Annotated in this window: 17 protein-coding genes; 8 read left to right on the forward strand and 9 right to left on the reverse strand. The window is 73.4% G+C overall.

The features are described 5' to 3' along the window. Positions 1-70: 70 nt before the first annotated feature. The gene (locus ACXN5W_RS11665; RefSeq protein WP_473158229.1) at positions 71-1,321 is read left to right on the forward strand and encodes a glycosyltransferase; all 1,251 of its coding nucleotides are present in this window, start codon (positions 71-73) and stop codon (positions 1,319-1,321) included. A 53-nt stretch (positions 1,322-1,374) separates the two neighbouring features. On the opposite strand, the gene ACXN5W_RS11670 is transcribed toward ACXN5W_RS11665, so the two are convergent. The 3 genes from ACXN5W_RS11670 to ACXN5W_RS11680 form a co-directional block, all read right to left on the reverse strand. Next, positions 1,375-1,653, reverse strand: coding sequence for a DUF6295 family protein (locus tag ACXN5W_RS11670; protein WP_473158230.1), 279 nt, complete (start codon positions 1,651-1,653; stop codon positions 1,375-1,377). Positions 1,654-1,768: 115 nt separating this feature from the next. Then, positions 1,769-2,509 carry a dienelactone hydrolase family protein gene (locus ACXN5W_RS11675; protein WP_473158231.1) on the reverse strand — a complete coding sequence of 247 codons (741 nt, stop codon included), beginning with the start codon at positions 2,507-2,509 and terminating at the stop codon, positions 1,769-1,771. A gap of 264 nt (positions 2,510-2,773) precedes the next feature. After that, positions 2,774-3,172: a ChaB family protein gene (locus ACXN5W_RS11680; protein ID WP_473158232.1), complete on the reverse strand. Its 399-nt coding sequence runs from the start codon at positions 3,170-3,172 to the stop codon at positions 2,774-2,776. 237 nt (positions 3,173-3,409) lie between these two features. Between ACXN5W_RS11680 and ACXN5W_RS11685 the strand changes: the two genes are divergently transcribed. Beyond that, entirely contained in the window at positions 3,410-4,519 is a 1,110-nt protein-coding gene (locus ACXN5W_RS11685) for an acetate kinase (protein WP_473158233.1), read from the forward strand. A gap of 124 nt (positions 4,520-4,643) precedes the next feature. Then, positions 4,644-5,447: a DedA family protein gene (locus ACXN5W_RS11690; protein ID WP_473158234.1), complete on the forward strand. Its 804-nt coding sequence runs from the start codon at positions 4,644-4,646 to the stop codon at positions 5,445-5,447. Here the strand turns inward: ACXN5W_RS11690 and ACXN5W_RS11695 are convergent, their stop codons facing one another. Continuing rightward, positions 5,448-5,624 (reverse strand): hypothetical protein, encoded by a 177-nt coding sequence (locus ACXN5W_RS11695; RefSeq protein WP_473158235.1) that lies wholly within the window; start codon positions 5,622-5,624, stop codon positions 5,448-5,450. A gap of 311 nt (positions 5,625-5,935) precedes the next feature. On the opposite strand from ACXN5W_RS11695, the gene ACXN5W_RS11700 reads away from it, so the two are divergent. Further along, positions 5,936-7,744, forward strand: coding sequence for an acyltransferase family protein (locus ACXN5W_RS11700; protein ID WP_473158236.1), 1,809 nt, complete (start codon positions 5,936-5,938; stop codon positions 7,742-7,744). A 57-nt stretch (positions 7,745-7,801) separates the two neighbouring features. On the opposite strand, the gene ACXN5W_RS11705 is transcribed toward ACXN5W_RS11700, so the two are convergent. From ACXN5W_RS11705 to ACXN5W_RS11720, 4 genes are all read right to left on the reverse strand, one after another. Continuing rightward, positions 7,802-9,232, reverse strand: coding sequence for an alpha-amylase (locus ACXN5W_RS11705; RefSeq protein ID WP_473158237.1), 1,431 nt, complete (start codon positions 9,230-9,232; stop codon positions 7,802-7,804). A 197-nt stretch (positions 9,233-9,429) separates the two neighbouring features. Further along, positions 9,430-10,446 carry an SDR family oxidoreductase gene (locus ACXN5W_RS11710; RefSeq protein ID WP_473158238.1) on the reverse strand — a complete coding sequence of 339 codons (1,017 nt, stop codon included), beginning with the start codon at positions 10,444-10,446 and terminating at the stop codon, positions 9,430-9,432. Between the two features lie 838 nt (positions 10,447-11,284). After that, positions 11,285-11,653 (reverse strand): hypothetical protein, encoded by a 369-nt coding sequence (locus ACXN5W_RS11715; protein WP_473158239.1) that lies wholly within the window; start codon positions 11,651-11,653, stop codon positions 11,285-11,287. Positions 11,654-11,819: 166 nt separating this feature from the next. Then, positions 11,820-13,586, reverse strand: coding sequence for a thiamine pyrophosphate-dependent enzyme (locus ACXN5W_RS11720; RefSeq protein WP_473158240.1), 1,767 nt, complete (start codon positions 13,584-13,586; stop codon positions 11,820-11,822). Between the two features lie 329 nt (positions 13,587-13,915). Between ACXN5W_RS11720 and ACXN5W_RS11725 the strand changes: the two genes are divergently transcribed. The 3 genes from ACXN5W_RS11725 to ACXN5W_RS11735 all read left to right on the forward strand — a co-directional run bounded on the left by ACXN5W_RS11725 (position 13,916) and on the right by ACXN5W_RS11735 (position 18,252). Then, a complete protein-coding gene (locus ACXN5W_RS11725) occupies positions 13,916-14,608 on the forward strand; it encodes a copper resistance CopC family protein (RefSeq protein WP_473158241.1) in 693 nt (230 codons plus the stop codon). Positions 14,609-14,642: 34 nt separating this feature from the next. After that, a complete protein-coding gene (locus tag ACXN5W_RS11730; protein ID WP_473158242.1) occupies positions 14,643-16,688 on the forward strand; it encodes a bifunctional copper resistance protein CopD/cytochrome c oxidase assembly protein in 2,046 nt (681 codons plus the stop codon). 337 nt (positions 16,689-17,025) lie between these two features. Further along, entirely contained in the window at positions 17,026-18,252 is a 1,227-nt protein-coding gene (locus ACXN5W_RS11735) for a L,D-transpeptidase (protein ID WP_473158243.1), read from the forward strand. Between the two features lie 109 nt (positions 18,253-18,361). Here the strand turns inward: ACXN5W_RS11735 and ACXN5W_RS11740 are convergent, their stop codons facing one another. Next, a complete protein-coding gene (locus ACXN5W_RS11740; RefSeq protein WP_473158244.1) occupies positions 18,362-19,408 on the reverse strand; it encodes a serine/threonine-protein kinase in 1,047 nt (348 codons plus the stop codon). A 498-nt stretch (positions 19,409-19,906) separates the two neighbouring features. Here ACXN5W_RS11740 and ACXN5W_RS11745 point away from each other — a divergent pair, with 498 nt between their 5' ends. After that, complete coding sequence (locus ACXN5W_RS11745) at positions 19,907-21,454, forward strand: chymotrypsin family serine protease (RefSeq protein ID WP_473158245.1); 1,548 nt, start codon at positions 19,907-19,909, stop codon at positions 21,452-21,454. The last annotated feature ends 85 nt before the right edge of the window (positions 21,455-21,539 follow it).

The raw sequence follows: 21,539 nt of genomic DNA on the forward strand, positions 1-21,539 counted from the left end.
GATCACCCCCGTACGCTGAACGCAGCCCGCGACCGGGCCCGCCGGCGCGGCGGACGCGAGGAGGTGGGGCTTGCGGATCCTCATCGCCTCGGCCGGCTCGCGCGGTGACGTGGTCCCGTACGCCGGGTTGGGCGTCCGGCTTCGCGCCGCCGGCCACCACGTCACGATCGCCACCCAGGTGCAGTTGGCCCCGCTGGTCACCGGTTGCGGGCTGGAGTTCCGACCGCTGGCCGGTGACCTGCACGCGCTCCAGACCTCCACGGTGGGCCGCCGGCTGCACCGGGCCGGCCCGGGCGTACGCGGCGCGCTGAACTTCCTGCGGCTGGGCGGCCAGTTCGTGCCACGGCTCGGCGCGGGGCTCGCGCTGGCCGCCGAGGGCGCCGACGTGCTGCTGCTCTCGGCCGTCACCGCGCCGCTGGGGTACTCCGTGGCGCAGGCCCACGGCATTCCCAGCCTGGGCGTCTTCCTCCAGCCGGTGGAGCCGACCGGCGAGTTCCCACCGGTGCTGCTCGGCTCGTCCGGACTGACCCGCTGGGGTAACCGCGCGGCCGGCGCCCTGGGCGAACGGCTCGGCCGCCGGGTGTACGCGGACACCTCCCGCCGGCTGCGGGCCGATCTGGGCCTGCCGCCGGTCCCGGTGGGCCGGTTGCAGGCGGCGGCCGCCGCCGCGAACTGGCCCGTCCAGCACGGCTTCAGCCCCACCGTGGTGCCCCGGCCCGCCGACTGGCGCCCGGGCCTCGACGTGGCCGGCTACTGGTGGCCACCGGCGGAGCCGGACTGGCGGCCACCGCCGGAGCTGACCGCCTTCCTCGCCACCGGGCCACCGCCGGTGTACGTCGGCTTCGGCAGCATGGTGGGTGGCACCGACCGGCTGACCGGGCTGATCGTCCCGGCACTGCGCCGGGCCGGGCTGCGCGGCGTGGTCCAGCGCGGCTGGGCAGAGCTGGATCCCGGGGCGGTCGAGGCGGACGACGTGCTGGTGGTGGGTGAGGTGCCGCACGCCTGGCTCTTTCCCCGGGTGGCCGCGGTGCTGCACCACGGCGGTGGTGGCACCACCGCCGCCGGGCTGCGCGCCGGGGTGCCGACCGTGCCCGTACCCATGCTCGGTGACCAGCCGTTCTGGGCGGCCCGGCTGGCCACGCTGGGGGTGAGCCCGGGTCCGGTGCCGCTGCGCAAGCTCGGCGTGGACCGGCTCGCGGCGGCGCTGCGCGCGGCGGTCCGCGACCCCGGGTACGCCCGGCGGGCGCGGGCCATCGCCGACCGGCTGGCCGCCGAGGACGGCGCCGGGGCGGTGCTACGGGCGATCGACCGGCTCAGCTAGCGGCGGCCCGGACCCGCCGCGCGGGTGGCGGACGGCGTGGATCGGCGGCGGGTTCAGACCGGCTGTTCCCGGCTGGCCAGCCCCGGCGGCGCGGCGGCCAGCGCGTCCCGGATCGCCTCGATCAGGGCGTGCGCCGACTCCTCGGTGAGTTCGACGGCCACCCGGGCCCCCGGACCGGCGGTCGGGTCGAGAAAGTCGATGTTGACGGTGTGCCCGTACGGCGCGTGCTGGGGGTGGTCGACGTACACCATCGCGCGCCGGGCCGGGAACCAGCCGGTGGCCCCCTTCGCGCTGCCCTCGATGTCGCGGTGCGCGGTGACGTAGGTACACATGGCGGCCTCCTCGGCGGGCGCGGGCGGGTACTCGGGTCAGCCTCGGCGGGACGCGGACCGACGGCCGGGTCAGCCTCGCCGGGCATCGGGCGACGCTCGGGTGTGATTCGGACGCTCAGGTGAGGTTGCGGTCGAAGAAGTCCCGCACCCGTCGCCAGCCGTCGACCGCGGCCAACGGTCGGTAGCTCGGCCGGTTCACCGCGAAGAAGGCGTGGCCCGCGTCGTCGTAGGTGTGGAACTCGTGTGGTTTGCCCAACCGGTCGAGTTCCCGGTCCAGCTCCGCCGTCTGCTCCGGCGACGGGTACCGGTCCTGCGCGCCGAACAGGCCCAGCAGCGGGCAGGACAGTCGGTCCGCCTGGTCGAGCAGCGGGGTCACCGCCAGCGGGAAGTCGTCCGGCGGATCGCCGACCACGAAGGCCCCGTAGCAGTCGACGGCGGCCTGGAGCGGAAGCCGGCACGCGGCCAGGAACGCCTGCCGGCCACCGGAGCAGAAGCCGATCACCCCGATCCGTCCGTTGCTGCCGGGAATGCTCCGCAGGTACGCGGCGGCACCTTCGACCTCCCCGACCAGCCGGTCGTCCGGCACCCCGCCGGCCGCCCGAACCGTCGCGGCGGCGTCGTCCGGGTCGGCCCCGGGCGCCTCCCGGCTGTAGAGGTTGGGGCAGATCGCCTGGTAGCCGTACACCGCAAGCCGGCGGGTGATCTCCTTGGTCGGCTCGTCGTAGCCGGGCAGGTGGTGGATCACCACCACCCCGCCGTACGGACCGGGCCCGTCCGGCCGGGCGAGGTACGCCTCGATCTCGTCGCCGTTCGCGCCGGTGATCCGCACCGTTCCGGCCCGTATCGAATCGCGCACCACGGTTCCTTCCTGTCCGACGTCTGCCGGTCCGATGCCGTCCCTGACCCTGTCCGACTCCGGCCTGACCCCGTCGGACCCCGCCCCGCTCCGGCCTGACCCCGTTCGGCCCGGCGGTGACCCCGGGTCGGCGGGGCGACCGGCGGCGACCGGCTCATGATCAGCCTAGGTCAACCAGCCGCGCCCCCGGCCCGCCGCCCGGCTGGTCCGGCTCGCGCCGGACCAGTGGGCCGCGTCACCCGCGCCGGAGGATCTGGTCGAAGATCAGCTGCGGGCCTTACGGGTGTGCCGGGTGTTCGCCTTGGCTATCGCGTCCACCAGTTCCGCCTTGGTCATCCGGGACCGGCCGCGGATCTCCAGCCGCTTCGCGACGTCGAGCAGGTGCTCCTTGCTGGCGTTGGCGTCGACCCCGCCGGCGGTCCGGCCCCGCCGGGAGTCCCGGCCACGGGCCGCCTGGGCGTCACTGGGCCCCTTGTGGTCCTTCGGCTCCCAGTGGTCACCCACCTTCTCGAACGAATGCTTCACGGCGGCGAACGCGGTCCGGTGGGCCCGCTCGCCCTCGCCGTACGACTTGACGGCCGAGTCGTGTGCCTCGGCGTAGGTGTCCTGGGCCTTCCTGGGCGACCGTCGGAGCGTGGCGGGCATGTCCTCTCGGGCTGGCATCACAACCTCCTCACCATGGTTACGTCAGGTTCCTGCCCCCGGATCGGGTTGGACAAACCGCTCCGTTCCGGCTTGGCCCGGCCCGCCCGGGGTAAGACCTCGACGTCCGCCGGTCCGACCGGGTCCAACCCCCGGTGTCCGGACCGGCTGCGCCCGGCCCGGTCCCCGGACCCTCGAAGTCCCCGGACCCTCGAAGTCCCCCGGGCCGTCGAAGAAGGGCCGTCGAAGGAGAGCGGGATGTCCGCACGGGTGTTGACCGTGGTCGCCGGCTCGTCCAGCCTGCACCTGGGGTACGTCCGGGACGGTGTGGTCGGTCCCCGGCTGGACCGCGCCGACCCGCCCGGATCGGCCGAGGCGGCCCGGGTCACCGGCGGGTTCCTCGCCGAGCACGGCCGGCCGGACGCCGTCGGCCACCGGTTGGTGCACGGTGGCGACCTCGTCATCGAACCCCGGTTCGTGGACGACGCGCTCCGCGCCGAACTGGCCGGTCTGGTGGACCTGGCGCCGCTGCACCTGCCCCCCGCGCTGCGACTGCTCGACCTGCTCCGGGAGCGGCTGCCGGACGTACCCCAGGTGGTCTGCCCGGACACCGGGTTCCACGCGGGCCTGCCGGCGCACGCGGCGACCTACCCGCTGCCCGCGGCGTGGCGGCGGCGCTGGGGGCTGCGGCGCTACGGCTTCCACGGGCTGTCCTACTCGTACGCGCTGCGCCGCACCGCCGAGTTGCTGGGCCGACCGGTGGGGTCGCTGCAGGTGGTGCTGACCCACCTGGGTGGCGGCGCCTCGGTCTGCGCGGTCCGCGACGGGCGCAGCGTGGACACCTCGATGGGCTTCACCCCGCTGGACGGCGTACCCATGGCCAGACGCTCCGGTGCGGTCGACCCGGGCATGCTGCTCTGGCTGCTCGACGACGACCGGCTGGGTCGGGACGAGCTGGCCGACGGGCTCCACCACGGGTCGGGCCTGCTGGGTCTGTCCGACGGCCGGTCCGACGACACCCGGGAACTGGTCGCGGCGGCACCGACGGACCCGGCCGCGGCGCTGGCGCTGGCCGTCTTCGCCCACCGGGTACGCCGGGAGATCGCCGCCGTCTCGACCGGTCTGGACCGGCTCGACGCGGTGGTGTTCACCGGCGAGATCGGCTGGGACCAGCCCGAGGTCCGGCGCGACGTGTGCGCCGGGCTGTCGCTGCTCGGGGTACGCCCGCCGGCGCGGCCGACGAACCGGACCGACGACGGACCGGTCTCGGCCCCCGACGACCCGGTACCGGTGCTGGTGGTCGAGCCCCGCGAGGAGTTGGCGGTGGCCGCCCAGACGACAGCCATGCTCGCGCACGCAAAGAGTTAGGAAGGGCCCCTTCCTATACAAAAAGCGATAACAGGGGGCCCTTCCTTTCCCGGGGTGGGTACGTCCGCACAGCGGCCACTCAGGATCGGGCCGGTAGGGTACTTCCCCGGCGGAGGGAGACGCGGTGCATCACGTGGAGGTCTGGCTCGGGACGCTGCCCGCGTTCGGCGTCTATCTGCTGCTCGCCCTCGTCATCGGCGGCGAGAGCATGGGCATCCCGCTGCCGGGAGAGATCGTGCTGGTCAGCGCCGCCCTGCTGGCCACCACCGGGGTGACCAGCCCAGAGGGTGTGGCGATCGCCGCGGCGGCCGGCGCCATCATCGGGGACTCCGTCGGCTACGCCATCGGCCGTCGTGGTGGCCGGCCGTTGCTCGACCGGCTTGGCCGCCGCTTCCCCCACCACCTCGGGCCGGACCAGGTCGACCGGGCGGAACGGTTGTTCGCCCGCTGGGGAGTCTGGGCGGTGTTCATCGGCCGCTTCGTCGCGCTGCTCCGAATCCTCGCCGGACCGCTGGCCGGCGCTCTCCGGGTGCCGTACCGCAGGTTTCTGCTGGCCAACGCGGCCGGCGGGGTGATCTGGGCGGCCGGCACGACGTACCTGATCTACTCGGTGGGCCGGGTGGCCGAACGCTGGCTCAAGGACTTCTCCTGGGCCGCCCTCGTGGTGGCCGCGCTGTGCGGCGTACTCAGCACCCTGTGGTTGCGACGGCGGACCCGCCGCCGGGAGCCGGACGCCGGAACCGGCGCCGAGGGTTCCGCGCGGGACACCCGCTCGTGTGACATTCGGCCGTCTGCCGACGCTGGATCCGATGTCGGGACGACCATCGAGCCCGACGCGGCCGTCGCCGGCATCCGGGAGTCGGCGCCGGCCGGGTCGGCGTCGCCGAGCCGGCCGGCACGGGCGGCGGACCGGCCGCCGGCGGTCTGATCACCGCCAGCGGCGCAACCGGGACCGCTTCTTCTGGGGACGGATCAGGTCCGCCGCCTGGCGGAGCAGTGCGCTGCCCCGGGACGGTCCGCGTCGCCGCTCGATCGCCCGGCTGAGACCCCTGGCTCCGGCCGCCGCCAGCGGCAGCGCCACGGCGGTGACCGCAAACCGTTTCATCAGCATTCTCATATCGATTCTCCAGGTTCGCCGGCTTGACTGTGGCGGGTCTGGATGTACCCCGCACCGGGAGCGCTCATGCCACCTTCAGCACCCCCGCTGGCAGTCCGCGCCGCCGTGCGCCGGACCACCGGCGGCCGGCGCGACCGGGCGGACCGCTGTGCCGGTAGCGACCTGAGTGGCCGGTCGGACGGCCGCGCCGGGACGGACCGGCGTGACTCTGGTCACACGAGGTCATCGGCGGTGGCGGGCACAGGTTTCCGGCTGACGCGATCCGGGCACCGTTGCAGGCGCGTGGACGGGAGGCTCTCATGACACTGGGCGCGGTCGCACCGCCCACCGACCGCGGGAGACCCCAGGTCGTCACGCCCGGACGGGACCGCTACCTGGACCTCTGGCGAGCCGCCGCACTGTTCCGGGTCGTCGCGTACCACGCCTTCGGTTGGCTGTGGTTGACCGTGCTCTTCCCGGCGATGGGGCTGATGTTCGCCCTGGCCGGCTCGCTGATGGCCGCCTCGCTCGACCGTACCGGGTCGGCCGCGGTGGGCCGCCGACTGCGCCGGCTGCTGCCGCCGCTGTGGGCGTTCGGCGCCATCGCCCTGCCGCTCATGCTGGTCACCGGCTGGCGCGCCCGACCGTCCGGGGGCCTGGGCTGGGGCGAACTGCTCTGGTGGGTGCTGCCGGTCCGGACGCCGCCGGTCGGCGACCAACCCTGGGCGTGGACCTTCAACGTCGTGCTGTGGTACATCGTCACGTACCTCTGGCTCGTGGTCCTGTCCCCGCTGCTGCTGGCCGCGTTCCGGCGGTGGCCGTGGCACACCGTCGCCGTCGCCGCCCTGCTGCCGGTGCTCGCCCGCTTCGGCGTCGCCCACCTGGAGGGATACTTCACCGATCAGGCCACCAACGTCACCACCTACCTGGGCTGCTGGCTACTGGGCTTCGCGCACCATGACGGACTGCTGCGCCGGATCCCGGCCCGCCGGTACGCCGCCGCGGTGGCGACGTTCGCGGTGGGCGGCGCGACGTGGATCCTGATGGACGGCGTGCTCACCGGGACGTACGACCTCAACCGGATCCAGGGCGGCAACACCCTGTGGTCGATGGCGTTCGTCGCCACCGTGCTGCGGTTCCGGCCGTCGCTCGACTGGCTGCCCCGGGTCCGCCCGCTGCACCGGGCGGTGGCGGTGCTGAACGCCCGGGCGGTGACCGTGTACCTGTGGCACCTGCCCGCCGGTTTCGTCGCGGCGCTTCTGCTCACCCCCTTCGACACCCGGCACTACTGGGTCAACGTGGCCCTCCGGATCACCGTGGTGTGGCTGCTCGTCTCGGTTCCGGTGGCCGTCTTCGGCTGGATCGAGGACGTCGCGGCCCGGCGCCGGCCAGTGCTGCTGCCGGGCGGCTCCCCCGACCACCGCCGTCGTATCCCCACACCGGCCCGAGCCGCCGACCCGGCCACGCCGGGCGGGCCCGCCGCTCAGCCCCTGGCCGGGCCCGACGGCCTGCCCGCCGAGCCGCCCACCGCGACCGGGCCCGCCGGCCGACGGCTCGTTGGCGCGCTGGCCCGGTGGCGGGAACCGGCCGCCACCTGGCACCGGGTCATGGTCGGCGGGGTGGCCGCGCTGGCGGTACTGCTCGCCGGTGGCGCCCTGCACGCCATCCCCGGCCTGCCGGTGCCGGCACCGGCTCCCGCCGCGCAGGCCGAGACACCCCGCTACCTCAGCGACCAGGTGCTGGTCCTGGACGACGCCGCCGCGTCCGGCCTGGTCCCGGTCCCCGCGGAGACCGGCGGTGGCACGATCACGGTCGGCGGGGCCTCGTACCCCAACGCCGTGGTGACCCGCACCCCGAGCCGGATCCGGGTCCACCCACCCGCCGGCTGCGACCGGCTGCGGGCCATGACCGAGATCGGTGACGCCGACGCCGACGCGGTGGTGACCTTCGCGGTGCAGGCGGACGGCACCACGGTCTTCGACTCGGGTGCCCGGACCGCCGCCGACGGCGCCACCCAGGTGGACGTCCCGCTGTCGGCGGCGACCACGGCGGTCGAGCTGGTGGCCACCAGTTCGACCGGAGCCGCGTCGGCGGTCTGGGCCGACGCCCACTTCCTGTGCGCGCCCTGATCGCCCTCTCCTCGTCGATCACGGACCGCACCGCGCACTCCGGCGGAAGGGCAGGGGTCAGACGTAGATCGCGAGGGCGTCGTTCGCGCCGACCGTCGCGGTGAACCGGCCGGCCGAGTCGACGGAGTACGTCGGCCCGGTGCAGCCGCCGCCAGCCCGGTCCCCGTGTTGGACGTCGCAGTAGGTACCCGCCGGCAACGAGGTCTGGAAGGTCCGCGTCACCGCGAACGACTCGTGGTTGATCACCACGTACCCTCGGCTGCCCCGGCCGAAGGCGATCGTCTGGTACCCGTTGGACCACCAGTTGTTCACCGCGGTGCCGGCCACCGCGTTGCGGAAGCCCACCATGTTGGCGATCTGCCGCCAGAGGTGCTGGCACTTCCAGCCGTCACTGAAGCAGGCGGTCACGGTGCCGCCGTTGGGCGGCCCCGCGTCGATGTCGCTGAACTCGTAACCCGAGTAGACGTTCGGAGCCCCGTACGGCCAGGCCAGCAGGTACACGTTGGCCAGCGTGTAGGTGGCGTCGTACCGGTAGTTCAACGTCGAGCCGTTCCGCTCGGTGTCCCAGTTGTCGACGAAGGTCCGAGCCTGACCGCTGGGCAGGTATCCCCAGGACTGTCCCCAGTTGTTCAGGTACGCCAGCCGTTCGGTGGTGAAGATCCGCTTGAGGTCGTACGCCGCCCGGAACTCGTCGACGTCGCCGGTGCCGGTGTACTCCTCCGGCTGCACGGCCTCGCCGGCACCGTAGATCACCTCCTGCGCCCAGAAGACGCCCGGGTTGGACAGTCTGCTCCTGATCGCCGCCAGGTCGGCCGCCGCGATGTGCTTCGCCCCGTCGATCCGGAACCCGTCCACGCCCATGCCCAGCAGGCTGTTCAGGTATCCGGCGATCCGGCCCCGGACGTAGTCGCTGCCGGTGTTCAGGTCGGCCAGGTTGACCAGTTCGCAGTTCTGCACGTTCCACCGGTCGGTGTAGTTGGTCACCGGGCTGTGGCAGGAGTGGAAGTCCTGCACCTGGTAGTACCCGGGGTAGTCGTACTTGGTGTACGAGGAACCCCCGGTGCCGGTGCCCGAGCCGGCCGTCATGTGGTTGATCACCGCGTCCGCGATCACCTTGACCCCGGCGCCGTGGCAGCTGGCCACCATGGACCGGAACGACGCCTCGGAGCCGAGCCGGCCGGCGATCCGGTACGAGACCGGCTGGTACGACGTCCACCACTGTCCGCCCTGGATGTGCTCCTGTGGCGGGGACACCTCGACGAACCCGTACCCCTTGGGGCCGAGCGTGCCGGTGCAGGCGGTGGCGACCGAGTCGAACCGCCACTGGAACAGCGTGGCGGTCACGTCGTGGCCGCCGGGCGGCGAGGCCGCCGCACGATCCGCATCGGGCCGGGCGACGACCAGGCCCGCGGCGAGCAGGGTGGCGACGAGGACCGCGGCGGCGCGGCGACCGGAAAATCGACCGGACGGGGGTACGGCGGTGCGCATGGCTGCCTCCAGCGCCTGCACATTTTCTGCAAGATTTCCGAAACTCGCCGAAAAGTTGTGACCGGACTCTAGGAGGCGAAGACGTCGTCGTCAATGGATGGATGTCGACGGATCGGCCGAGGTGATCCACTCCCGGGGTGGTTAACAGGGGGCCCTTGTTCTACAAAAAGCGATAAGAAGGTGCCCTTCCTTACCGGTCAGCGGCGTAGCGCTACGGCGACGGCCGCGCCCGCCGCTCCGGCCGCGACGGCGGCGCCGGCCAACAGCGGCCGGTGCCGGGACAACCAGATCTGCGGGCTGCGCCCGTGTGCCCGATCGCCAAATGCTCCGTGGGCGCCGAAGTCCATGCCGTGTCCGTCGTCGACCGGCTGCCACAGGTTCGACGGACGACGCGGATCGGCCGGCTCGTCGGTCTGCTGGGATTTGAAGCCGGTGCGCGCGAGGTAGCGGTCCAGCAGTCCCGGGATCACCCGGTTGGCCAGGATCGTGCCGACGGTGGAGGCACCCACCCAGTACTCCCGGCGGTTGGGGTGGTCGGCGGCGTGCACGATCGCCCGGGCCACCACCTCGGGCTGGTAGATCGGCGGCACCGGTTGCGCGTGCCGGCTCAGCCGGGACAGTACCCAGTCGAACTGGGGTGTGTTCACCGCCGGCAGGTGGACCTGGGTCACCCGGACCCGGCTGCCCGAGTGCAGCAGCTCGGTCCGCAACGACTCGGTGAATCCCACGATCGCGTGCTTGGCCCCGCAGTACGCCGACTGGAGCGGGATCGACCGGTACGCCAGGGCCGATCCGACCTGCACGATCGTGCCGGAGTCGCGGGGCAGCATCCGGTCCAGCGCGGCCCGCGTCCCGTAGACGTACCCCAGGTAGGTCACCTCGGTCACCCGCCGGAACTCCTCCGGGTCCACCTCGGCGAACGGGGCGAAGACCGAGGTGAACGCGTCATTGATCCACAGGTCGATGGGGCCCAGTTCGGCGCTGGCCCGCGCGGCGGCGGCCTCGACCTGACGGTGGTCGGCGACGTCGGTCTCGATCGGCAACGCCTCACCACCGGCCGCGCGTACCTCCGCGGCGGCCGCCTCGAGCCCGGTCGAGCCGCGGGCGACCAGGGCGATCCGGGTACCTCGGGCCGCCAGTTCCCGGACCACCGCTCGACCCACCCCGGCGGTCGCGCCGGTGACGACGGCGACCTGCGCGTGACGCGAACCCATCCCGGCTCCCCTCCACTGGCGACCGGACCGCAGGGTCGATCCGCCCCACCGATCCGTCCCACCCAACCCGACCGACTCGAACAATCCGACTGACGTCCCGGAACCCGCCCGGCCGGTCCCACGTACCGAAACCACCGGCCGGCCCCGCGTACCGAAACCCGCCCGGCCGGCCCCGCGTACCGAAACCCGCCCGGCCGGCCCCGCGTACCGAAACCCGCCCGGCCGGCCCCGCGTACCGAAACCTGCCCGTCGGCCCCGCGTTCCCGGCGGGGCCCGGAGCTAACCTGCCCACCGGTTTCAGCCCGACCGGCCCGGGTACCCGCGCGGCCCGACGGGCGTCACCCCCCGACCCGCGGGCGGCCCGGGTACCCGCACGGCCCGACGGGCGGCCCGGGTACCGGCACGGCCCGACGGGCGTCACCCCGGCACGCGGGGAGCGAGGATCAGTGCCGGTTCGCGGGCCGCGGCGCCGGCCGGACGGCGACCTGTCACCCGCGCAGGTGTGGCCCATGCCCCAGGTCCGGCGCAGCGCACGTGGCACCGGCCGGTCCCGTCGGGTGTTCGCGGTCTTCCCCCGGTACGCCCGACCGTTCGGCACCCTCGACCACGCCCTTCCACTGCTCGGCGTGGCCGGCACAGCCGTCCCGACGGTTATGACCGTCGCGGAATGGGCGGAGTCTCGCCAGATCTTGGAATCCGTTGACCCCTGGCGGGGGGTGTGGATTCCAAGATCTCAGCCGGGACGGGGGCGGGGCCGTCGGTGCCCGGAGGGCCTGGCGGGGATCAGCGAGATCGCTCCAGGCGGCGGGGTTGGGTGGGGCGGGGTTTGGTTGAGAGATCAGTGTCGGGAGCGGGCGGACACGCGGGCCGCAACGCCGACCCAGGCGAACGCCAGCCCGGTCTCGACCAGCGCGGGACCCCGCTGGCGCCGGTCCAGGGCGGCCAGCAGCACGGCCGTCGCGCCGTGCAACGCGTCCGCTCCGGCCCCGGCCGCCAGCACGGCACCGCCGGGCCGCCAGACCGTCGCGACCCCCTGGGCCAGGTGTCGGACGCCGAGCACCCGCAGCGTCGCCACGGCCAGATCGGTCCGCTGGCCGCCGAGGGCCCGCAGCATGACGCCGGGGGCGGTCAGCAGAGCCGTACCCCAGAGCATCCGCCCGGCGGCGCCGGTCCGCACCGCCAGCCGTCCCCCACGCACCCTGCTCACCACGTTCTCCCCGCCGGACCCGGCGGTCTCGTCCCCGAGCCGTCGACGCGCCCGAACCGCCGGACCGGTGATCGACTCGCGCACCGGACCGGCGGTCGACTCGGACGCCGGACCGACGGTCGGTGTGGGCGGACCAGTGGGTCCCGGTCGAGGTCGTCGGGCGGGATCATGACCGCAACTCGTTGATCTTGTCGCGGGCCACCGTCGCCAGGGTGGCCGTGCGGTGCGGCTGCCCTCGCAGGAACGCCTCGGTGAACCGCTTCGCCTGCTCGTACTTCACCTTGCCCGGCATCGGCGGCTCGTTCGGGTTGACGTCGCAGTCCACCAGCGCCGGTCCGGGGTGCGCCAGCGCGGCGCGGACCGCCGCCGCGAGGTCACCGGAACGCTTCACCTTGACGCCGTACCCGCCACACGCGGTGGCCCAGGCGGCGAAGTCCGGGACCGGTTCGCGGTGCCGGACCGCGTACTCGGGGTAGCCGAGGATGATCTGCTCCCACAGGATCTGGCCGTACGAGTTGTTGTTGTTGATGATCACCTTGACCGGCAGTTCGTGCCGGACGGCGGTGAGGAACTCGGCCATCAGCATGGCGAACCCGCCGTCCCCGACGAACGCGATCACCTGCCGACCCGGGTACGCCTGCTGCATGGCGATCGCGTACGGCAGGCCCGGCGCCATCGTGGCCAGGTTGCCCGACAGGTAGAACTCCCGACCGCCCCGGATCGTCCAGTGCCGGGCCGCCCAGGTGGCGATCGTCCCGGAGTCACAGGTCAGGATCGCGTCCTGCGCCGCCGCCTCGTCCACGCAGCCGATCAGGTACTGCGGCGCGATCGGGTCCCGCCCCGCGTCCTGGAGCGCGGCCATGTCCGACCGCCAGCCCGCCATCGCCTTCTGGTACTTCTCCAGGAACTTCCGGTCCTGGCGGCGGGTGAGCATCGGCAGCAGCTGACGCAGCGCCAGCCGCGCGTCGGCGGCCACCGGCGCCTCGACCGGCAGCCGCATCCCGATCAGGCTCGGGTCGGTGTCGATCTGCACCACCCGCACCTGACCCGGCTCGGGCAGGAAACTCCCGTACGGGAAGGAGGTGCCGACCATCAGCAACGTGTCGCACTCCTCCATCAGTTCCTCGCTGGGCCGGGTGCCGAGCAGCCCGAGCCCGCCGGTGGTCAGCGGGTGGTCGTCCGGCACCACCTGCTTGCCGGGCAGCGTCTTGACGATGGGGCTGCCCAGCGCCTCGGCCACCGCGAGCACCTCGTCCCGGGCGTCCCGGGCGCCGGCACCGACCAGCATCGCGATCTTCTTCCCGGCGCCCAGCACCGCGGCGGCCCGCCGTAACTCGTCCTCGCCGGCCGGCAGTACGGGCCGGCCCACGGTCGGGGCGCTGGCCGGTGGGGTGCCGGGGCTGACGTGCCGGTACGGGTCGTCGGCGGCCGCCGCCACCTGCACGTCGTTCGGAAAGGTCAGGTGCGCGACGGTCCGCTTCGACAGCGCCTCCCGGATCGCCAGGTCGACCACCGCCGGCATCTGCTGCGGGTTGGTCACCATCAGGTTGTACGCGGCGACGTCCTGGTAGAGGTGGGTGGTGTGCACCTCCTGCTGGTAGCGCGAGCCCAGCACCGAGGTCTCCTGCATGCCGGTGATGGCCAGCACCGGGGCGTGGTCCAGCTTGGCGTCGTACAGGCCGTTGAGCAGGTGGATGGCGCCCGGACCGGAGGTGGCGCAGCAGACCCCGAGCCGGCCGGTGGCCTTGGCGTACCCGGTGGCCATGAACGCCGCCGCCTCCTCGTGGTGGACGAGCACGAAACGCAGCTTGTCGCGGTGCCGCCGGAACCCTTCCATCAGCCCGTTGATGCCGTCCCCGGGCAGCCCGAAGACGGTGTCCACGCCCCATTCCACCAGCCGGCGGGCCAGGCTCTCCCCGACGATCTCCTGCACTTGTGCCACCTCTCCCCTGTTCGGCCGGCGCCGGCCGAATCCCGCGGGACCCGGTCGGCCGGCCGGCACCCCCGCCATGACGGTCCCGACCGGCTGGCCGGCACCCCCGCCACGACGGTCCCGACCGGTCTGGCCGATGGTGCGGGAACCGTCCGGGACTGTGCTGCGGCGTACCCGTGGTCAATACCGGCAAACGCCGCCCCGGCCGCGAAATGTCCCTCGGCGCCCAACCGTGCCGTACCCGCTCGGGGTGGGGCCGGATGTGATCTGCCGGGCTCGACACCGGGGGCGCCGGGAACTCCCGGAGCGGTCCGGGCGACTATTGGGCCATGCCTGGAATCCTCCGGAACGGCCGAGCGCCGGCCTGGCTCCGCACGCTGTTGGCGTCGCTGGTGGCCGGCCCGCTCCTGCTCGCCGGTACGGCCACCCCCGCCTCGGCGCACGCCGCGCTGCGCACAACCGACCCGAAGGCCGGTTCCACGGTCAAGCGGCAGGTCGACGAGGTCACCCTGACCTTCGCCGAGGTGGTCCGGGGTGACTTCAGCACCGTGGTGGTCACCGGCGCGGACGGCGCGAGCTACTCCGACGGCCGGGTGCGGGTGGTGGACGGGACGGTCCACCAGCGGGTCCGCCCGCTGCCCTCGGGCGCGTACCGGGTGGCCTGGCGGGTCGCGTCCGGGGACGGGCACCCGGTGCAGGGCGAGTTCCGGTTCACCGTCGCCGTGCCGGCCACCACCGCCGGGTCACCCTCGGCGGGTGCCGCCGGCGCGGCGTCCGCGAGTCCGGTCGCCGCCGGCGCGGCGTCGCCGACCGGCTCCGCCGGCACCCCGGCCGGTACGGTGAATCCCGCCGCCGGTCCCGCGCGCCGCACCTCACCGGCCGAATGGATCGTGTTGGCCGTCCTGGCGCTGGTGATCGCCGCCCTGGGTGTCACCCTCGCCCGGCGCCGACTGAACCGCCCGGCCGAGCCCGGACCGTTCGATCCGCCGCCGCGGCGCCGGCTGCCGGGGTGGCGGAAATGACCCCGATCGGGCCGAATACGGGCATGGTGGACCGGTGAGCGCTACCGATACGACCCTGCCGGCCGGGAACACGACGGTCGCGGCGCCGACTGGTGGTCGGCGCCGTTGGTGGCTGCCCGTGGCGGTCGGCGCGGCCGGACTGGCGGTCCTGGCCCTGGCGCTGGCGGTCGGCCACGGCCTGAGCCCGGTGATTCCCGGGCTGCCCGAGCCGGGCCGGCTCACCTCGTGGGGGCTGCCGGTGGTTCGGCTGGCCCTGGACGTCCTGGCCACCGCCGCGGTGGGGCTCACCGTCACCGCGGCCTTCCTGCTGCCCGGGGACGGACCGAGCGTCTCGGCCCGGGGCTACCTGCTGCTGCGCCGGGTGACTCCGGTCGCCGTCGGCTGGGCGCTGTCCTCGCTGGCCCTGCTGGTGCTGACCCTGTCCGACCTGCTCGGTCAGCCGGTGTCGCGGCTCCGGCCGGGCATGGTGGTGAACTTCGCGGTCTCCGTCTCCCAGGGCCAGGCCCTGGCCTGGCAGGCCGGCCTGGCGCTGGTCCTGGCCGTGCTGTCCCGGGTCGCCGTGTCGCGTGGCACGGCCGCGGGCACCGCCGCGCTCGCCGTGGTCACCGTGCTGCCACCGACCTTCACCGGTCACTCCGCGGCCGCCGGCAACCATCAGGTCGCGGTGACCAGCCTGGCCCTGCACGTGCTGGCCGCGACGCTCTGGGTGGGTGGCCTCGGCGGGCTGCTCGTCGTACGCCGTACCCCGGTGCTGGCCGCGGCGGCGACCCGGTACGTCCGGCTGGCGCTGGTCTGCTTCGGCTGCGTCGCGGTCAGCGGCGTGGCCAACGCCTGGGTCCGGCTCGGCGGCTGGCACGAACTGTGGGGATCCCGGTACGGGCTGCTGGTGCTCGGCAAACTGGTCGCGCTGGTCCTGCTCGGCGGGTTCGGCGCGCGACACCGGGCGGCCACCCTGCCGGCGCTGCGGGCCGGCCGGCCGGGCGCCTTCGGCCGGCTCGCCGCCGGGGAGATGATTCTCTTCGGTGCCACCTTCGGGCTCGCCGTGGCGCTGTCCCGCAGTCCCACCCCGGTGCCGTCGGACCCGGTGGACCCGGACCCGGTAACCGCGCTGATCGGCTTCCCGACGCCACCGGCGCTGACCCCCGGACACCTGGTCGGCAACCTGCTGCCGGACATGTTCTTCCTGACCGCGGCGGTCTTCGGGGTCGGCGGTTACCTGCTGGCGGTCCGGCGGCTGCACCGGGCGGGCGTCGCCTGGCCGGTGGTCCGGACCGCCTGCTGGCTGGCCGGCTGGGCGCTGCTCACCGTCGTCACCAGCCTGGGCTTCGCCCGCTACGCCTACGTGCTGTTCAGCGCGCACATGGCCCAGCACATGGTGCTGTCGATGGCCGTACCCATCCTGCTGGTCAGCGGCGCCCCGCTGACCCTCGCGCTGCGTGCCCTGCGCCGGCCCGCCGATCCCGAGGTACGTGGTCCCCGGGAGTGGCTGCTGATCCTGGTACACAGCCGGCTGACCCGGCTGCTCACCCATCCGCTGGTGGCGCTGGCCATCTACATCACGAGCCTCTACGGGCTCTACTTCAGCGACCTGCTCGGCACGCTGATGCGCTACCACCTCGGTCACCTGGCCATGCTCACCCACTTCGTGCTGGCCGGTTACCTGCTGTTCTGGGTGCTGATCGGCATCGATCCCGGTCGGCGCCGGTTGAGCGCGCCGCTGCTGGTCATCATCCACTTCGCGGCGATGAGCTTCCACGCGTTCTTCGGCATCGTGCTGTTGCAGTCGAACACCCTGATCGCCCCCGAGTGGTACACGCCGCTGCACCCGTCCTGGGCCTCCGCGCCGCTGTCCGACCAGCATCTCGGCGCGGCCATCGCCTGGGCCTTCGGGGAGATCCCGGCGGCCGTGGTGATGCTCGTCCTGGTGCGGCAGTGGATCCGGGCCGACGAACGGGAGCAGGCCCGGCTGGACCGGGCCGCCGACCGGGCCGAGGCGGCGGGCGAGGAGGACGAGTTGGCCCGGTACAACGCGTTCCTGGCCGCCGCCGCCCGCGCCGACGGTCGCCGCGGCCCGTCCTGACCGGCCACGGGATCCGCCGGCCGACCGGCCGGGCCGACCATGACCAATCGGCCTGGCCAGCCGCCCGGTCGGCCGGCTGACCGGCCGGGCCGGCCAGGGCAGACCGGCCTGACCAGCCATGACGAGGCGACCGACCGACCACCGAAGGCCGGCCTGACCAGCCACCACGCGCCGGCCGACCGGCCGGTCGGGCCCGGCCTGACCGGTGGGTCCGCCCGGCTGACCAGCGGGTCCATCCCCGCTGAGTGGCTGCTCCAGGCCGGCCCGGAGCGGCGCGGGTGGGCGGGACACGCGCGGAGGGCCGCTTACCAGTACCATTCCGCGCGGGAGGAAACTGATGGTCACTCGCAGGAAAGTCGTCGCGCTTGGCGCGGGGGTAGCCGCTGGATTCGCGGTTGCCGGGTGCAACGACGGCGGCGCCAAACCGAAGGACGCGAGCTGGAACGGGCCGAACTCGCCCGAGGCACCAGCTCCGTCGTCCGCGACCCCGGTCACCGTCACGGTGACCCCGGCGGCGAACGCCACCAAGGTGTCCCCCAACGAGGCCGTCGTGGTGTCGGTGGCGGGCGGCACCCTCAACGGTGTCACGGTCACCGCCGGCGGCCAGAAGGTGGCCGGCAAGCTGGCCGAGGACGGCACCTGGCGCTCCACCGGCCAGCTCGGCTACAACAAGACGTACAAGGTCACGGCGTCGGTCACCGACGCGGCCGGGACGGCCAGTGAGCAGACCAGCACCTTCAAGACGCTCAAGCCGAGCGGGGTCGCCGACGTCACCTTCCAGGCCAACGCGCTGACCGCGCTCAGGACGGGCGGCACCTACGGCGTCGGTCAGGTGGTGATGGTCCACTTCAGCCGGACGGTCCGGGACCGCGACGCCGCCGAGAAGGCGATGAAGGTCGAGACGTCCCCGCCGGTCGAGGGCCGGTGGCGGTGGCTCGACGGGCAGAACGCGCACTGGCGGCCGGCGAAGTACTTCGCCTCCGGCACCCGGATCTCCGTCGAGGTGAAGCTGCACGGCGTCCACCTGGGTTCCGGGACCTACGGCGAGAACGCCGCGACGCACTACACGATCGGACCGTCCCGGATCGCCATCGCCGACGGCAAGAGCCACCGGATGAAGTGCTACATCAACGGCAAGCTGGTCCGGGACATCCCGGTCAGCATGGGCAAGGGCGGCACGACGAAGACGCCCGACGGCAGGACGGTCAACTACTGGACCGCCTCCGGCCCGCACGTGCTGATCAACAAGCAGAGTTCGTACCGGATGACCTCGGCCAGCTACGGCGTCACCGACAAGAACGACCCGAACTTCTACGACGAGCCGATCAAGCTGTGCAACCGGATCTCCTACACCGGCGAGTTCGTCCACATGGCCGACTGGAACATCTGGGCGCACGGTAAGGCCAACACCTCGCACGGCTGCATCAACGTCGGCCCGTCGAACGCCCAGTGGTTCTACGACACCTTCCAGGTCGGCGACGTCGTCGACGTCCGCAACACCCCCCGGAAGATGGGCATGGGCGACGGCGTGGGCGACTGGACCATCCCATGGGCCCAGTGGTGAGCTGACCCGGTCCGGCCGGCGGGACCGGGCGTCCCCCGGTTTGGCCGGCCGGTTCCCAGAGCCCTCCCACGGCACGGTCAACCGGCCCCGCGGTTGACCGGCCCGGCGGTCAACCGGCCCGGTGTCGACCTCCGCCCACCGGCGGCAGGTCCCCGGCCCGGCACCCGGCGACACCGGTGCCATCGGCCGCTTCGGCGGGCGCGCCCGACCCCACGGATGCGCCAGCGGTGTCGGTGGGCGCGCCCAGGGCCGCGGCCTCGGTGGCCGGGTCCAGCACCGCCTCGGTGGCCGCCGCCAGGTCCGCGTCGGCGTGCCGCCGGGCCCCGTCGACCGGCTGACGCGGACGCGGCACCGGCGGGGGCAGTACGCCAACCGGCACGTAGACCTGGGCGTCCACGGCGTCGGCCAGCAGCAGCGCCGTGGCGACGCTGGTCGGCCGGGCGGCCGGGTCGGAGCACAGGCAGCGCAGGCACAGTTCGGCGACGTCGATGGGCAGTCCGGGCAGCGGCGGGAGCGGGTCCGGCGCCCGGTAGACGTGTGACAGCGGACGATCCGGTTCGGCCCCCACCGGCCAGGGCAGGCGCCCAGTCAGGCAGAGGTAGAGCAGCACACCCACCGCGTACACGTCGGTGGCGGGACTGGCGCCCACCCCGTTGAGCCGTTCCGGGGCGACGAACGCCGGGGTGCCCACCACCTCCCCCCGGGCCACCGGGTCGCGCTGGCCGATCGCGGCGGCGATGCCGAAGTCGAGCACCTTGACCCCCGCCGGGGTCAGCACGATGTTGGCCGGCTTGACGTCCCGGTGGACGATGCCGTGCAGGTGGGCCGCGGCCAGGGCCGCGCTGACCTCCGCACAGACCCGGACGGCGATGCTCCAGTCGAGCGCGCCGGCCCGCAGGTGGATCGCCAGCGTCTCGCCCTCGACGAACTCCATCACGATGTACGGCGCGGCCGGCCCGTCGGGCACCGGAGCCAGGCCGAAGTCGTGTACGCCGGCGATGTTCGGGTGGGACAGCCGGGCGGCCGACCGGGCCTCGGTGCGGACCTGCTCGATGACCGTCTCGGCGGCATCCGGATCGGCGTACGGGAGGGTGATCAGCTTGATCGCCACGGGTCGGTCCAGAACCTCGTCATGTGCGCGCCACACCTCGGACATGCCGCCGGTCCCGATTCGACGGTCGAGCCGGTACCGCCCGTCCAACACCGGCATCTGAGCCCCCGACACGTCCCGTCCGACGCCGTCCGAACCGGCGGCGGGTCAACAGATCGCTACCCGACCACCGGCCAGGACAAACGCACGGCGCTTCCTGGGCCGCCTCCACCGACCGAGCCAACCGGCGACACCGCCCGGCGCAATGACGTAATTCACCATTAACCCCCAGCGACGGTGGAGCCGGCCAGCTATCCGAAAAAGGCTGATAGAGCCGACAGTCTGGCGGCGAACAGCTCACGGTGGGTGACGCCTCATGAGCGCTGCCCGATCCACCCGTTCCGCCGGGACAGCGATCGCATTGATCAAAAACTTATGCTCGGGCCACGCCGGTCTGTGCTTGGAACAGCGACGAGTGGTCCATGGCCGGCGCCGAAAGGGGTTGGCCCGTGGCCTGACGTCGAGCCGACCCCGTGTTGTCCGTAGCTGGATGGAGAACCCAGGATGAGGACGAAGAAACGGCTGGCCGCCATCTCCGGCGGCGTGCTGCTCGCGGCGGCGGGCGGCCTGCTGGTCCTGCAGGCCCCCGCGCTCGCGGTGGACACGCCACCGCCGGTCACCGTGGCGCAGGCACGGGGATCCGTCGCCTACCTGACCGCGCAGTACGGCATATCCGAGTCCGAAGCGCTGCGCCGGCTCGACCTGCAACGACTCGATCCGGTGCTGGAGACGGCGCTCAGCGCGCGTTACCCGGACGCCTTCGCGGGCTCCGTGCTGGACCAGGCCGACGGCGGCGTGTTGGTGATCCACGCCACCGACCCGGCAACCGTCCGAAGGGCCGTCCGGACGGTACGGGACGCGGACCACCTCAGGGTGGTGCCGGCGAAGTACTCGATCAGGCACCTCAACCAGGTGGCGGCCGACATCGACGCCCGGCTGAACCGGTCCGGCGGCCGCAACCGGGTCGCGGAGGCCACGGTCGACGTCGAGCACAACGTGGTCGCGGTCTACCAGCACGCCGGCGAGGAACGGACCGCCCGGGCCAGCGCCGCCCAGCGACGGCGGCTCGTCGACGCCGCGCCGGACACCCCGGACCCCCGGGTCACCGCCGAGGTGAACCGGCACCCCGACGCCGCGGTGATCCGCCAGCTGATCGGTGGGCGACAGCGGATGGGCAGCCTCGCCGGCCCGTTCCGACAGGGTCTGGTGAACACGCCCAGCTGCCGGCCCAGCCTCTGCGGCAAGCCGCTACGCGGCGGGATGCGGCTCGACGTGCTGCGGAACCAGCCCGGCCCCGTCTATCCCGACGGCGATGCCCTCAACGCCAGCTGGGGGCAGTGCACGAACGGTTTCAACGTGACCGACAACCGTGGCTGGGGATACGCCCTGACCGCCGGTCACTGCCTGGTCGGCGCCAACAAGGCCGGCACCACGCTCAGCTACTCCAGCTCCGACACCAACCGGACGCCCATCGGGAGCGAGTCGGGCAACTTCGAGAACGCCAACGCCGATGGCACCTCCGCGTACCCGTGGGACTTCGCCATCCTGCCCTTCCAGACCACCAGCTCGACCAACTGGGCGACCTACTGGCTGCCCAGCACCGGCCCCCGCAACCTGGTCAACTCCTACTGCGTGGCCGGCGAGGGCACCCAGGCGTGCACCGACGGCACGTTCGGAATCACGGGCTACTACAGCTACAGCGGCGTCCACCTGGGCTGGGTGGTCTGCGGCACGGGAAGCGCCGACGACAACCCGAACAGCGGCTACCACACCAACATCGGCTACCGCCCCGGAACCCGGTGCGGTGAGATCACCGGCCGGGACGGCGGCATCAACACCAACCTCTGCATGCGCAGCGGTGACAGCGGCGGCCCGTTGTTCAGCGAGTTGGACAGCAAGGCGTACGGCATCCTGACCAACGGCACGGAGGGGTCCGGGCCGTGCCCGACCAGCCCGGCCGGCACCGAGCAGAGCAACTACACCCCGATCAGCAACGCGTTCTCGCGGGCGCACACGCAGACCGGTTACACGTTCAACGTGTTCACCTCCTGACCGGCGGGGCGGGCCGGTCCACCCGACCGGCCCGCCCCACCGCCGGTCCCACCCGGCCGGCTGGCACGTCCACCGCCCCGGTCCC

Source organism: Plantactinospora sp. A48, assembly GCF_055793945.1.